The 14,563-nt window shown below is 26.6% G+C and carries 17 protein-coding genes; 2 read left to right on the top strand and 15 right to left on the bottom strand.

The window, feature by feature from the left end; genetic code table 11:
• The first annotated feature begins 6 nt into the window (after positions 1-6).
• The gene (locus KI686_RS08660; RefSeq protein ID WP_237588879.1) at positions 7-696 is read left to right on the top strand and encodes a peptidoglycan DD-metalloendopeptidase family protein; all 690 of its coding nucleotides are present in this window, start codon (positions 7-9) and stop codon (positions 694-696) included.
• Positions 697-777: 81 nt separating this feature from the next.
• Here KI686_RS08660 and KI686_RS08655 read toward each other — a convergent pair whose 3' ends face one another.
• The 3 genes from KI686_RS08655 to KI686_RS08645 form a co-directional block, all read right to left on the bottom strand.
• Positions 778-1,119 (bottom strand): hypothetical protein, encoded by a 342-nt coding sequence (locus tag KI686_RS08655; RefSeq protein ID WP_237588878.1) that lies wholly within the window; start codon positions 1,117-1,119, stop codon positions 778-780.
• 270 nt (positions 1,120-1,389) lie between these two features.
• Entirely contained in the window at positions 1,390-1,731 is a 342-nt protein-coding gene (locus KI686_RS08650; RefSeq protein WP_237588877.1) for a hypothetical protein, read from the bottom strand.
• A gap of 329 nt (positions 1,732-2,060) precedes the next feature.
• The gene (locus KI686_RS08645; RefSeq protein ID WP_237588876.1) at positions 2,061-4,268 is read right to left on the bottom strand and encodes an endonuclease MutS2; all 2,208 of its coding nucleotides are present in this window, start codon (positions 4,266-4,268) and stop codon (positions 2,061-2,063) included.
• A gap of 37 nt (positions 4,269-4,305) precedes the next feature.
• Between KI686_RS08645 and KI686_RS08640 the strand changes: the two genes are divergently transcribed.
• Positions 4,306-4,971, top strand: coding sequence for a uracil-DNA glycosylase (locus KI686_RS08640; RefSeq protein WP_237588875.1), 666 nt, complete (start codon positions 4,306-4,308; stop codon positions 4,969-4,971).
• On the opposite strand, the gene KI686_RS08635 is transcribed toward KI686_RS08640, so the two are convergent.
• The 12 genes from KI686_RS08635 to rlmD form a co-directional block, all read right to left on the bottom strand.
• Positions 4,955-5,968, bottom strand: a complete 1,014-nt coding sequence (locus tag KI686_RS08635; RefSeq protein ID WP_237588874.1) for a glycosyltransferase family protein — start codon at positions 5,966-5,968, stop codon at positions 4,955-4,957. The genes KI686_RS08640 and KI686_RS08635 overlap by 17 nt on opposite strands.
• Positions 5,969-5,978: 10 nt before the next feature.
• A complete protein-coding gene (locus KI686_RS08630) occupies positions 5,979-6,857 on the bottom strand; it encodes a UDP-2,3-diacylglucosamine diphosphatase (protein WP_237588873.1) in 879 nt (292 codons plus the stop codon).
• A 293-nt stretch (positions 6,858-7,150) separates the two neighbouring features.
• A complete protein-coding gene (locus KI686_RS08625; protein WP_237588872.1) occupies positions 7,151-7,291 on the bottom strand; it encodes a hypothetical protein in 141 nt (46 codons plus the stop codon).
• Positions 7,292-7,313: 22 nt separating this feature from the next.
• Positions 7,314-8,174: a substrate-binding domain-containing protein gene (locus tag KI686_RS08620; protein WP_237588871.1), complete on the bottom strand. Its 861-nt coding sequence runs from the start codon at positions 8,172-8,174 to the stop codon at positions 7,314-7,316.
• Complete coding sequence (locus KI686_RS08615) at positions 8,175-9,044, bottom strand: nucleoside phosphorylase (protein WP_237588870.1); 870 nt, start codon at positions 9,042-9,044, stop codon at positions 8,175-8,177.
• Complete coding sequence (locus KI686_RS08610) at positions 9,044-9,994, bottom strand: DUF1835 domain-containing protein (RefSeq protein WP_237588869.1); 951 nt, start codon at positions 9,992-9,994, stop codon at positions 9,044-9,046. The genes KI686_RS08615 and KI686_RS08610 overlap by 1 nt, the downstream gene beginning before the upstream one ends.
• 46 nt (positions 9,995-10,040) lie before the next feature.
• Positions 10,041-10,364: a translation initiation factor gene (locus tag KI686_RS08605; protein WP_237588868.1), complete on the bottom strand. Its 324-nt coding sequence runs from the start codon at positions 10,362-10,364 to the stop codon at positions 10,041-10,043.
• A 71-nt stretch (positions 10,365-10,435) separates the two neighbouring features.
• Complete coding sequence (locus KI686_RS08600; protein WP_237588867.1) at positions 10,436-11,383, bottom strand: isopenicillin N synthase family dioxygenase; 948 nt, start codon at positions 11,381-11,383, stop codon at positions 10,436-10,438.
• A gap of 63 nt (positions 11,384-11,446) precedes the next feature.
• On the bottom strand, positions 11,447-12,154 hold the full coding sequence (locus tag KI686_RS08595; RefSeq protein ID WP_237588866.1) for a DUF6048 family protein: 708 nt from the start codon (positions 12,152-12,154) through the stop codon (positions 11,447-11,449).
• On the bottom strand, positions 12,135-12,590 hold the full coding sequence (locus KI686_RS08590) for a DUF6452 family protein (RefSeq protein WP_237588865.1): 456 nt from the start codon (positions 12,588-12,590) through the stop codon (positions 12,135-12,137). Before KI686_RS08590 ends, KI686_RS08595 begins: the two co-directional genes overlap by 20 nt.
• A 42-nt stretch (positions 12,591-12,632) precedes the next feature.
• Positions 12,633-12,926: a 4a-hydroxytetrahydrobiopterin dehydratase gene (locus KI686_RS08585; RefSeq protein WP_237588981.1), complete on the bottom strand. Its 294-nt coding sequence runs from the start codon at positions 12,924-12,926 to the stop codon at positions 12,633-12,635.
• Between the two features lie 163 nt (positions 12,927-13,089).
• Entirely contained in the window at positions 13,090-14,544 is a 1,455-nt protein-coding gene (gene rlmD, locus KI686_RS08580) for a 23S rRNA (uracil(1939)-C(5))-methyltransferase RlmD (protein ID WP_237588980.1), read from the bottom strand.
• Positions 14,545-14,563: the final 19 nt, after the last annotated feature.

The raw sequence follows: 14,563 nt of genomic DNA, 5'->3' as shown, positions 1-14,563 counted from the left end.
AAACTTATGACAGCACAAAAGTTTAATCAATTTTTAAAAGAAATAACAAAAGAACCTTTATTTGTTATTGATAAAGAAATAACAATTGAAAGCTATACGCCTATAGTTCTTTCTGCTAAAAATAAAGATTTATTAAAATTTGATATATCATCTTCTAGAAGTTGGGAAAATTATATAAACACTTTTTTAAATAACAATCAAGCTAATGTTGCTTTTGGAGGTTATTTAGAAGAAAGAAATTTGTATGATAGAAGCAAATATTTTAAAAATGAAACTGAAAAAAGAAATATTCATTTAGGAATTGATTTTTGGTGTGAAGAAAATACAAAAGTTTTAGCCGTTTTAGATGGGGAAATTCATAGTTTTAAAATTAATGATAATTATGGAGATTATGGACCTACTATTATTTTGAAACATAAAATTGATGAAGAAGTATTTTATTCTTTATATGGTCATTTGTCAAAATCATCCTTAAAAGAAATAAAAGTAGGAGACCATGTTAAACAGGGAGAAGTTATTGGTTTTTTAGGAGATTCTTCTGTAAATGGTGATTATGCACCACATTTACATTTTCAAATTATTAGAGATTTAGAAGGTAAGTTTGGTGATTACCCTGGAGTTTCATCTTTAAAAGATTTTAATTTTTATACAAGTAATTGTCCTAATCCTAATTTATTATTAAAAATTACACAGTAAGGCTTGTTTAAAATTTTATAATAAAAAAAGAGGAAACAAATTATTGTTTCCTCTTTTTTAAGTTAATAAACCTAACTTAAATTATTTAGCATTTATTTTTAATGGCATTTTGTAGATTTCACCTTTTTTTGTGCCTTTAGTATCTAATTTTTTATAATTAAGTTTTGCTTTAATTATCGTGTTTAATTCTTTAATATCAGAATTAACAGATATAACTACAATTTCATTATTGTTGTTGATAATAAAAGATACTTCTGCAGTACTTGTTTCTTCTAATTCTAAAGAAATGTTGTTTCCTAAGAAAGAAGCTATTTCTGTTCTTAATTCTTTTGATTCTGGTTTGTCATTTTCTGTAGCATTCATAGAAAAAACAGTTGACATACTAATTGCTAAGATTGCGATAATTGATTTTATATTTTTCATTTTTTTATAATTTAAATTAAACATATACTCATAAGACTACAAAGTTTAGAAAAGGTTTCATTGAAAATTGGACTTTAGCAAAATATTAACATTTTAACTTAAATATGACGATATAATAAAAATGATGTTTTTTATTAATTCAATTTTGTGTTATTAATAAATTATAGGCGATAATAGTATTTTTAAATTTATTTTTTTTTAAAAAAAATTACCCAACATAGTTAAAAACTAATGTTGGGTAACAACTAACCAAATTTACTTTTTTTAAAACTATACAGCTTTAATTTTTAAAGGCATTTTATAAATTTCACCTTTTTTTGTTCCTTTAACATTTACTTTTTTGTAGTTTAATTTACTTTTTATCAAAGTATTTAAATTTTCAATATCAGAATTAACAGAAATAATTACAATTTCATTCTCGTTGTTAATCATAAAAGAAATTTCTGCAGTACTTGTTTTTTCTAATTCAAGAGAAATATTATTTCCTAGAAAAGAAATAATTTCTGTTCTTAATTCTTTAGTTTTTAAATCGTTTTTTTCTGTGGCATTCATAGAAAAAATAGTAGATAAACTAATGGCTAAAATTGTAATAATTGATTTGATTGATTTCATTTTTTAAGGTATTAAATTAAACATATATCTAATAGACTACAAAGAAATGAAAATGTTTCATTAAAAATTTGGTTTTAATAAAATCTTAACTTTTGATAGTGTAAATTAATGTTTAATTAATAATGAGGGTGTCTAAATGTGTTTTTATGATTTTTTAGAAAAAATAAAGTCTCAGATACATTTACATTTTTAAAAAAACAACAAAATTTTTAATAGAAAAACAAGTTTATTTTTTAATGTTTATGGGTAAAAAAAAACTCAACTTAGACTAAATCTTAAGTTGAGTATGTAATATAATTTATAGTAAAAACTAATCTAAAAAGACTCTTTTATTTTTTTGCTTTTTCTACCAATTCTAATTTAGAGGTAGTGGTTTTTGTGGTAAAAATACCATAATTAATAGTTACATTTTTTTTGTCAATTTTGTCTATTGTACCTACAGAATTAGAATCTATAATTCTAACTCTATCATTTACTTTATATACGTATTCAGATTTTTCTTTGGCAATTTTTGCAGCTTCTATTTTTTTAACCTCTCTAACTTTTACAACTTTTTCTAAAACTTCTTTTTCAACTTTTTTAATAATTTCTTGTTGCTTCTTTTCAACAACTTTTGCTTTTTGTTTTTGTGCTTTTGTTTTAGGTTTAATAGGGTTTTTCTTAATGTTTTTTACTTTTAAATCTGCAACCCATTTATTAAAATTAACATTTAATTCTTTTTTATTATTGGTTTGAAAATATTTATTAAGTAACTCATTAGTTTTTCTACCTAATGTTAACATTTTTTGATTTTGATCATACAATTCTTGAAAACCGCTTAATTTATCTTGTACACGCTGTTCTTTTTCTTGTAAACTTTCTAAATGTTCTTGCCTTTTAGAATGTTGGTTTTCTAAATTTTCTGAATGTTTTTGTAATCTATTTCTTTCTTTTTGAAGTTTAGAAATTGTTTTATCTAAACGTACTTTTTCTGTTTCTACACGTTTTTTTGCTTTATTAATAATACTAAACGGAATACCATTTTTCTGAGCAACTTCAAAAGTAAAAGAACTACCCGCTTGTCCTATAAATAAACGGTATAGAGGTTCTAATGTACGTTCATCAAACTGCATGTTTGCATTGGTAACATTATCTAATTCGTTTGCTAAAACTTTTAAGTTAGAATAATGAGTTGTAATAATTCCGAAAGCTTTCTTATAATAAAATTCTTCTAAAAATATTTCGGCCAATGCGCCACCTAGTTCTGGGTCTGATCCCGTACCAAATTCATCAATTAAAAAAAGTGTATTTGCATTACATCTACGTAAAAAGTAACGCATGTTTTTTAAACGATAACTATATGTACTAAGTTGGTTTTCTATAGATTGATTATCTCCAATATCAGTTAATACGGTATCGAAAATATATGTTTGACTTTTTTCATCAACAGGAATTAAAATTCCACTTTGTAACATTATTTGTAACAAACCAATGGTTTTTAAAGTAATACTTTTTCCACCAGCATTTGGCCCAGAAATAACAATAATTTGTTGTTTTTGGTTAAGCTCTATAGTTTGCGAAATTGTTTTTAAATTTTGTTGTTTGTTTTTTTTCCATAATATAGGATGATAAGCATTTTTAAAAAATATCTTTTTTTCTCTAGATATTTTAGGTAAAATAGCATTTATCTCTTTTGCATATTTTGCCTTAGCACCAATTATGTCTGTATGTATAAGAAAAGAAATATATTCTTGTATAAGAGAAACTGTTGGTCTAATTCTACTAGCTAAACCACGTAAAATTTTAACAATTTCTTGTTTTTCCTCATAAATTAAATTTTGAAACTCTCTAGAGTATGCAAGTGTTGCTTGAGGAATAATATAAACAATATTACCAGATTTTGATGCACCCAATAAACTACCCGCTACTTTTTTTCTATACATAGCAGAAACAGCCAATACTCGCTGATTATCAACTACAGTTTCTTTTATGTCATCTAAATAACCAGATGAAATTGCGCTAGATAATGCGCTAGAAAAACTTGCTGAAATTTTACCTCTTAGGTTATTAATACTTTGTCTTATTTGTTTTAAATTGTTTGAAGCATTATTTTTTACATCTCCAGAAGCATCAATAATTTGTTTTATTTCATCATCAATAAAAGTAGTAAATTCTATTTCTTGAGAAAGTTCAAAAAAAGTAGGAAACTGAGTTTTAAATTTTTTAAAAAATTTAATTAACTCATTAACAGTAACAGATGTGGTTGCTATTTTTAAAAAAGCATCTGTTTCTATAAAACTATTTTCTATAGCTAATCTTTTTACATTTTCAGTAATATTATCAAAACCATGATTAGGAATTCTATTTTCACTAATAAAAGAAGATAGATATTCATCTACTAAATGTAGTTCTTTAAAAAGTGTTTTTTTATTTTGAATAGGTTGGGTTTCAAAAACCTTCTCTTTACCCAAACCAGAAATACAATGTTCTGAAACATGTTGTAAAACTGTTGAAAATTCTAAATCTTGTAATGTTTTTTCTGATATGCTTTTACTCAAAATATTATCTTTAGATTTGGTACAAAAATAATAAACAATGGAAGTAAAAATAGCTGATAGCTGGAAAAATATTTTACAAACTGAAATAGAAAAACCTTATTTTAAAGAGTTGTTAAATTTTGTAAAATTAGAATATTTAAATAATCAATGTTATCCTAAAGAAAAAGACATTTTTGCAGCGTTTGATTATTGTTCTTTTAAAAACTTAAAAGTAGTTATTATTGGTCAAGATCCTTATCATGGAGAAAACCAAGCAAATGGTTTGTGTTTTTCTGTAAATAATGGAGTAAAGCATCCACCATCATTAGTTAATATTTTTAAAGAAATCTGTACTGATTTAGGTAAAGAATACCCAGAAAATGGCAATTTAGAAGATTGGGCAAAACAAGGTGTTTTATTATTAAATGCAACTTTAACAGTAAGAGCTAACGAAGCAGGAAGTCATCAAAAAAAAGGATGGGAAACTTTTACAGATGCTGTTATTAAACAAATTTCTGATAATAATAAAGAGCTTGTTTTTTTACTTTGGGGTGGTTTTGCTAAGAAAAAAGCAAAACTTATAGATAAAAAGAAGCATTATATTTTAGAATCTGGTCATCCTTCACCTTTAAGTGCAAATAGAGGTTATTGGTTTGGTAACCAGCATTTTTCTAAAACAAATAATATTTTAAAAAGTATTAATAAGACTACGATAAAATGGTAGGCATTATAGGTTCTTCATAATAAGGTAATAATAATGCTTCTAAAATGTCTTCTGTTATATCTGGATATTCTACAGGTATAATTTTATCAGAATGTATCCATTTAGCAATATCTAAAACATATTTCTTTTTTAATTTTTTAATTACAGGTACTCCCATTTTTTTTAAAGCAATAGCATTACATTGTTGCTCGTATTGATTTTTCATTGGTATAACCAATAATTTTTTCTTTAAAAATAAAGCTTCAGAAGGTGTTTCGAAACCAGCACCACAAAGCACACCTGCAGAAGATGCCATACTTTTTATAAAATCGAACTCACTTATAGGATAAATGGTAATGTTCTTTTTAAAAATTAAACTTTTAGTTTCTTTAGAGAAAACATGCCATTTAGCTATAGGTATTTTAGATAAGATTTTTACAATTTTTTCTGTTGTATAAGATGGTAAATAAACAGTAAAATGCCCTTTATTGCTTGTTTTTGTATTCCTTATTTTATTTCTTATAATAGGAGTAAAAGTTGCAGAACTATAAGTGTTAAAATGAAAACCAAAACGAGATTTGGCAGGAGCATAATATTTTAAGATATATTTTTCTAATTTGTATTTACCATATTTAGGAGATGCCGGATCTAAAACTGCGTTTTGATGACTTAAAGAAATAATATTTACGTTATTTAATTTTGCAGCCCAAGCAGAAACCGGTTCAAAATCGTTAATTATTAAGTCGTAATTTTTTACTGGTAAATTTTTAATTTCTTTGTAAAAACGAGCTAAATTAATTTTTTTATAAGTAGCCCAAAAATCAATACCACCTTTTTTACCAAAAGTAAAATTTAATCCGTGTACTTTATATTTAATATCGAAACCTAAATCTAAGTTATTTTCATTTCCGCTAACTAAAATATCTAAATCTCCTTTTTGTTGTAAAATAGGGATTATTACTTTTGCTCTAGTTAAATGACCATTTCCAGTACCTTGTATAGCGTACAATATTCGCATAAATAATTAATTATTTTGTTGGTTTTTGAATATCAAATTCTTTAAGCAATTCATCAAAAAGGAAGTTGTTTTTTTCTTGTTTGCTAATTGCTTTTAACTCTCTCTTGGTTAATTTTATTTCTGATGCTTTAGCAACTTCATCATTTGTATATTCATACAAACTCCATTGTTTATTACTATACTCTAATGCGGTTAAGTTTTCTATCCAATCGCCAGAATTTAAATAAGTAGTTTTACCTTTTGCATTTTTAATTTCTCTAATTTCTGGTTGATGTATGTGTCCACAAATAACATAATCATACTCATTTTCTATAGCAATATCAGAGGCTGTTGTTTCAAAATCATTAATAAATTTTACAGCACTTTTTACACTATTTTTTATTTTTTTAGAAAGTGATAATTTTCCATAACCTAAAAGGTTACTTATAGAGTTTATAAAAGTGTTTATTAAAATTAAAGCATCATAACCTTTACCACCTAATTTTGCTAACCATTTAGAGTGTTGCATAGTAACATCAAAAACATCACCATGAAAAATCCATGCTTTTTTATCATCAATATTTAAAACAAGTTTGTTTAAAATTTTAAAATTGCCTAATTTAAAACCTTTAAACTTACGTAACATCTCATCATGATTACCTGTGATGTAATAAATTTCTGTGTCTTTAGACAGCAGAGAGGTTAAATGTTTAATAACATTCATGTGAGATTTAGGAAAATAACGCTTGTTAAATTGCCAAATGTCAATAATATCGCCATTTAATATTAAAACTTTTGGTTGAATTGTTTTTAAGTAATTTAGTAATTCTTTGGCTCTACAACCATAAGTACCTAAATGAACGTCAGAAATTACAACATAATCTAACTTACGCTTTTTTTGTTTTTTCATTTTTGAATATTATATATGAAAAAGAATTTGTTTAATATGATTAAAAAATTAATGGTTTTTACAGTAAAATTTTATCAATCTATAATTAAATAGTTGTTTAAACTATAATATCTTTCAAACATAGGTTAGAAATGTATTTTTATTGTAAAATAAAAATGAAAAAAAAGTAAGGTAATCTTTATTAAAAAGTTTATTAAAGGTTTTGCTAATGTTAAGTAAATGAGTTTTTTATATAAAAAAAATCCGCTGCAAAGCGGATTTTCCTTGAATTTGAAATTAAGAAACAAATAAACTTAAATTAAATCTACTTGTTTTAACGTCGTTTGAGTAGTTGTTGTATTGTCTGCTAAACCACATGGATTAGATGTGCTTCTGCAAGAAGAAAAAGAAATGATTCCTAAAATACAAATTGCAATAAATGTTACTTTTTTCATAGTTATAATCTTTAAGGTTTAATTAAGTGTTTATATTTTTTATGAAATTACCAGAATCTTTCTTCTCTTTTATAACGTTAAAGGTTACCATTTTATTTTGGATACGAGTTGTTAAATTTTTTGTAATTGGTTTACCATCGTTCCATTCGGTAATTTTTAACCATTGTTGAATGTCTTCTAGTTTTTGTTCATATCTTTTAGCTAAAATTTTATCAATATTATTAATTTTTTTAAAATCTTTTGTTTGATTATTAATAATATTTAAAACTTCTTTTAATGCTGTAAAATTATTTTCTAGAACTTCGTTTCTAACAGCAATTACAAAACATGGCCATGGAGTAGGGCAGTCATCAACTCTTCTAAAAGTGCCATTATCTACCAATGGTTTTGTAGTAAAATGTTCCCACATAAAATAATCTGCTTCTCCGTTTGTAAGTGCATCTATACCGCCTTGTAAGTTACCAATTACTTTAAACTTTAATTTAGAAATATCCCAACCTTGGTTGTAAGCGTTTACAATTGCCATTAAATGAGAGCCAGAACCATATCTACTAATAGCTATAGTTGCGTGTTCTAAATCTTTAATTGTTTTAAATTTTGATTTTGCTGCAACATGAATACCCCAAATTAAAGGTGTTTTTACAAAAGTTTGTACAATTTTAGATGGATTTCCTTCTGCAATATCTTTAATAATACCTTCTGTTAAAACAATAGCAATATCTACTTCTCCGTTTCTTAATGCTTTACACATTTGCCCTGTTCCGCCAGGGTAATCTTGCCAACGTAAGTTTATATTTTTTTTTTGGTATTCTTTATTTTTAAGTGTTAAGTACCAAGGAAAGTTAAAATGCTCTGGTACACCACCAACTTTTAAATTTATCATTTATGTGGTTAATTTCTCTAATACATATTCTATTAAATCTGCAATTACTTTACCCGGATTTTCACTAAAAGTACCTGTTGCTCTATTGGCTATAATTGCATTTACAGAACAGGCTTTATGGCCTAATAATTTAGATAAACCATAAATGGCAGAAGTTTCCATTTCTAAATTAGAAATTCTATTTCCATTAAAATTAAAGGTATCTATTTTATTATTTAAGTTATCATCTTGCAAAGCTAAGCGTAAGACTCTTCCTTGTGGTCCATAAAATCCACCAGCGGTGGCAGTTATTCCTAGAAAGGTTTTTTCAGATTTTAATTTTTCAGAAAGAGTTTTGTTATTTTCAATAATAATAGGATAAGCTTTTTGGGTACTCCAATTAGTATGTTTTACAAAAGCATTTTCTATTTCTGGGTTTTTAATTTCGCTAATTTGGTAAGAATGTAACATTCCGTTTAAATCTAACCCATGAGAACTAATAACAAAAGAGTTTACAGGAATATCTGTTTGTAAAGAGCCAGAGGTTCCTATTCTTACAATGTTTAAAGAGGTAAGGTTTTCTTTTGGTTCTCTTGTTTCTAAATTAATATTAACTAAAGCATCTAACTCATTTAAAACAATGTCTATGTTATCTGGGCCAATTCCTGTAGAAATTACAGAAAATTGAGTGTTTTTATAAGTACCAGTAGTTGTTTTAAATTCTCGTTTTTGAGTAGTAAACTCAATGCTATCAAAATGTTTAGATATTTTATCTACCCTATCTTGGTCTCCAACAAAAATTATATTTTTAGCGATGTGCTCTGGTCTTAAGTTAAGATGGTATACACTTCCGTCTGGATTAAGAATAAGTTCAGATTTTTTTATAGGCATTATTTAAGATATGTAATTTGAAGTAACTTGTTAGATTGATCATTAAAGAGGTAACTGTATTTTCTTGTTCCTCCAAAAAAAGTGTTTTCGTCTCTTAATTCACTGTAAAAATTAAGTTTGTTTTCTAAAACATCTTTTCCTTTTTTTGATAATGTTATTGGGTTAAAAGAAGTAAAAAGTTTATCTAGTTTTGTAATTTTATGTACGTATTGTAAGTCTCCAAAACCATAAGTTGTTTGGTTTTTAAGTAATTGACTTATTAGTTGTTCTTTTGAAGAAAATTTATGAGAGTTTGCAGTTTCTAAAATGGTATTTTCAATTTTATTTAAACCATTTTTAATGGAAGGGAATCTTTGTAAATGGGCCTCTATAGCAGATGCTAAATAGGTAAAAGGAGACATTGGATTAAATTTATAGACTGTTTCTAATCTTAAAGGACTGTCAGAACAATAAAGTTGCCAAATATAATCTGCATATTCTATATCATCTTGTGTTAAGTCTATTCTGTTTTTATAATGTTGATTAATTTGATTTTCTGTAAGTTCTGTTAAAGCTTTTAATTTTTTAGATCCTTTTACTTTGCCACTACAAACTAATGATATATGATATCCTTTTCTATATGTTTTTAACCAACTAATAACGGCAAGCATGTTAATTTGACAAAACAAATCATACTCAAACCATAAAACTATTTCTTTACTTTCTTTTTTATTACAGAGGTTTCTGTATTCTTTTAGAGTATAATCTATAAAGGTTTTTTTAGTTATTTTATATGAGGATTTTAAAAAATCGAATCGGTTCTTCCAAAATGTTTCGCTACCAACATCTGTTGTTGTTTTACCTTCACACAACATTTCTCGCCATGTAATAAAATCTCCAGAAAATTTAAGACTCTTTAAATAATTTGTGGTGCTATCACCATTAGTAATGTGTAGTACAGAAGAACTCATAATTTATAAATATTTTTTACTAACTATTTATTGTTGGGCAATAACATCAACCACCCACTCGTTTTACTTTAAATCCTTTTTCTTTCAACATTTTCATTATTAGGTCTCTATAATCTCCCTGAATAATTATCTTTTCGTCTTTAAAACTACCACCTACAGAAAGTTTTGTTTTTATTTCTTTAGCAAGCATCTTAAAATCTGATGTTGCACCAGTGTAACCTTCTAATATGGTAATTGGTTTTCCTTTTCTTTTTTCGTATTTACAAATAATAGGATCATCTTGTAACCAAATATCAGATTTCTCTTTAACTGGCTCTATAGTTTCTTTATGTTCTGGAAACAAATTTTTAAGTTGATCTTTTAAATCCATTGTATTTATTTTAAAGTTTTCAGTCTCAGCATACAGACATTTTGTACTGTATATTGAGACTGATAACTAATTTATTTTTTTAATCCTAATTCTCTTAATCGTTGGTCTAAAAATTCTCCAGACGTAATATCTTCAAATTGTTTAGGATTATTTTCATCAACACAATTTTCTAAAACATCTAATTTCATGTCTGATATAGGATGCATAAAAAATGGAATAGAGTAACGAGAAGTTCCCCACATTTCTTTTGGAGGATTTGTAACTCTATGTATTGTTGATTTTAATTTATTGTTACTATGACGAGATAACATATCTCCAACATTAATCATTAATTCATCTGGTTCTGCCATTGCATCAATCCATTCTCCTTCATGATTTTGTACTTGCAAACCTTTACCTTGTGCACCCATTAATAGCGTAATTAGGTTTATATCGCCGTGTGCAGCAGCTCTTTCTGCTCCTTTGGGTTCTGTTTCTATTGGTGGATAATGGATTGGACGTAAAATACTATTTCCGTTTTTGATATAATTATCAAAATAAGTTTCTTCTAAATTTAAATGTAGTGCTAAAGAGCGTAAAACGTATTTTGCTGTTTTTTCTAACATTTTATAAGTTTCTTTACCAACTTCATTAAATTTTGGTAATTCTTCTACAATAACATTTTCTGGGTATTCTTTAGCATATTTAGAGTCTTCGTCTACATATTGTCCAAAATGCCAAAACTCTTTTAAATCTCCTTCTTTTTTTCCTTTTGCAGATTCTTTTCCAAAAGAAACGTAACCACGTTGTCCTCCAATTCCTGGTATTTCGTATTTTTCTTTTATTTCAGTTGGTAAGTCAAAAAACTTTTTAATTTCAGAATATAAATCATCAACTAATTGATCATTTAAAAAATGACCTTTTAATGCAACAAAACCAATGTTTTCATATGCATGACCAATTTCATCAATAAATTTTTGTTTTCTCTTAGAATCGTCAGACAAAAAATCTGCTAAGTTTACACTTGGAATTTTATTCATTTATATAATTTTTATAAATAAGAGGGTTAAAGTTAGTAAAAAATAGGTAAAAACCTTGTTTTTTTATTTTTTAGAGAAAGGAATTAGGTAAGAAAGTGTGTAATTAAAGCCAAAACCTGTATTACTTTCAAAAATTCTATTAAACCCGGGTGAATATAATGTTTTAAAATTATTAGGTTCAGAAACGCTCATCAGTATTTTATAAGAGCCACTAAAGGAAGCAAAAAAATTGTTAAAAATTTCTACTTTTAATCCAATAACAAATTCAGACCAATGTGCATTTAAACCTGTTGTAGTATCTGCAATAGTTATTTCATCTGCAGGAAAATACACCGTATTTACATTTGGTGTGTAGCTGTTTAATGTTTGCTCAAAAGCACTAAAACCATAACGAAATCCTATAAAAATTTCATTATTCATATCTAACCAATTTTCATAGGCATTATAGTTAAAACCAAGTTTTAGGTAATTACCTTTAGATGTTGAGTTTGTGTAATCTTCTTTTGTAGTTTCTTTTTCGTAACCTAATTCTGCAGCTACATAAAAGTTTTTAGATACTCTGTAATCTCCAACAATTTCTAAACCAGAATAACTGTCGTTAAATTGGGCTAAAACATATTTACTAATATCTGCACCTACTCTAATTCCGTAATTGGTTTTGTATACTATTGAATCTTTTTTTGTGTTTATTAATGTATCTTTTTTTTGTTCTTGAGAAAAACTATCAACAACAAAAAGGAGAAAAAAGATACTAATGATATATTTGTACATGTGCTGCATCTTGATTATCTATTGTTGTTAATGTTGATGGAGTAAAATCTGTAATCCATGTATTTGTAGATGTAATATTTACATCGTTAAAAATAATTTTATATCCGCAAGAGCGAGAAACGTATTCTTCTTCTGTAGTATAAGTTATTGTAAACTGGTCTACATTTGTACCGTCAGAAAAATTATAAACTGTTTCTAACTCTAAACTGTTTAAAGGAATATAAATAGAATCTAGAGTTACATTAGAAAAAATGCTGTCTTTTCCTTCTGCCCAAACATACAAAGAAGCTGGTTTTTTTAAAGTTTCTCTATTTACATCGTCATAAAAACGTAAAACTAAATTTGGTGTTACTGGGTTTTCTAAACAAAAATCATCTTTTTCGCAAGCGAAGATAAAGAGTGTTATTGCTAAAAAAAATAGGAATGTTTTTTTCAATTTTATAAATTTAAAGACAAAAATATTAAAAAAATACTGCTATTAAATATCTTCTACTTCTACAATTATATTAATAGCTTTAGCTAATTTAAAATCTAAATCTGTTACACCATCTACATCGTGGGTAGTTAATTTAATGTCTAAGGTATTGTAAATGTTTGTCCATTCTGGGTGATGGTTTAAAGCTTCGCATTCAAAAGCAATTCTGTTCATGGCAGACATACAGTCTTTAAAATTATCGAACTCAAAATCTGTATGTAAAGCATCATCATAAAAATCCCAATCAGGTAAATTTTCTAATTTTTTTTCAATTTCGAAATCTGTTAGTTTTTTTATTTCCATGATTTTATCAATTTAAAGGTTTTTAAAAAACAGAAACTCGTTTATAAGTCTGTTATTTAGTTTATTAACGAGTTTATTGTTTAGTTGTTTTATTTTCTTGCTAAAATAGTTTCATTTTAAGAAATAAAACTTAGTTATTTAGAAATTATGATTCTATTTAACATTTTTCGAACAAAACAACAGTTTCTATATGACTTGTATGCGGAAATTGATCTACCAAACTAATTTTTTTAATTTGATATCCTGCAGCACTTAATAATTCTGTATCTCTGGCTTGCGTTGCCGGATTACAAGAAACATACACCATTCTGTCTGCATTTAGGCTAATTATTTTTTGTAAAGTTTTAGGTGCAATTCCTGCTCTTGCAGGATCTAAAATAATCGTTTTTATTTTATCTTGATACTCTGGATGCGCAAATAAGAATTTACCAACATCTGCAGCATAAAACTGTAAACCTTCTATATTATTTCTTTTTGCATTTTCTTTAGCGTCTTTAATAGCAGAGGCTACAATATCTACACCAACAATTTTTGCGTTTTCGCTTTTAGAAGCTACAATTTGGCCGATAGTACCTGTACCACAGAATAAATCCATAACAACAGTGTTGTCTACTTTAGATTTATCTTCTAATACATATTCTACTACTTTAGAGTATAATTTTTCGGCACATTTTGGGTTGGTTTGAAAAAAGCTTTTCATGCTAATTTCAAAGTTTAGGCCTAATAATTCTTCTACAATTTTATCTTTACCATATACCAGTTCTAAACTACCAGAAGTAGCAATTGTTCTATCTCCTGTTTCATCATTAATGGTGTGTAAAAGTCCTGCTAAACGATCTCCGAAAATATCTTTTAAAAAGTTAGCAAATTTATTTAAATCAAATTTATCTAAATCAGGAGAGGTGGTTACCAAATTACAAAGTAGCTCATCTGTTTTAAAAGATTTTCTAACCACAAAATATCTAAAAAAACCTTCTCTTTTTGGTCCATGCCAAGGAGCTAAACCAGTTTCCTCGCAATATTTTCTAATGTTCTTTAGGTTATCTTCTAATTGTTTATCAAACAAACCAGAATCTTTTTCTAAATTATCTCCCATCCACCAAACACCACGTCTTTTAAAACCTAATGTAAATTCATCTTTATCGTGTTTTGCAACACGGTCATAACCAATAGCAGAAAAACCATATTCCATTTTATTTCTGTAATGAAATACGTTTGGTGAGGTTACAAATTCATCAAATAAATCTTCAATATTTTCTACTTTACCTATTCTTTTGAACAAAGATAAAGTGCTTTCTTTTTTATATTGATGTTGTAAATTGATAGGTAACTGAATATACGGAGCACCAGGAATGTCTTGATAAGGAACTTCAACTTCATCATCAGAAGGTGTTAAAACATCAATTAATTTTGCTTCTGCATATTTTTTGCTCGATTTTTTAATTTGAGCTTTTACCAATTGCCCAGGTAATGTGTTGGGTACAAATACCACAAAACTACCTTCATCAGAATGAATTCTTGCAATTCCCTTTCCGCCAAAGGCATAATCTTCTATTGTTAATTCTAAAATTTGATTTCTTTTAACAAATTTATTTCGTTCTCTACGTGGCATTCTTTCAATTTTATAAGGA

It is taken from the genome of Polaribacter sargassicola (genome assembly GCF_021991835.1).
GTDB classification, from domain to species: Bacteria; Bacteroidota; Bacteroidia; order Flavobacteriales; family Flavobacteriaceae; genus Polaribacter; species Polaribacter sargassicola.
The sequence above is the reverse complement of the archived record's forward strand: the minus strand, read 5'-3'. Positions and strand labels throughout refer to the sequence as shown.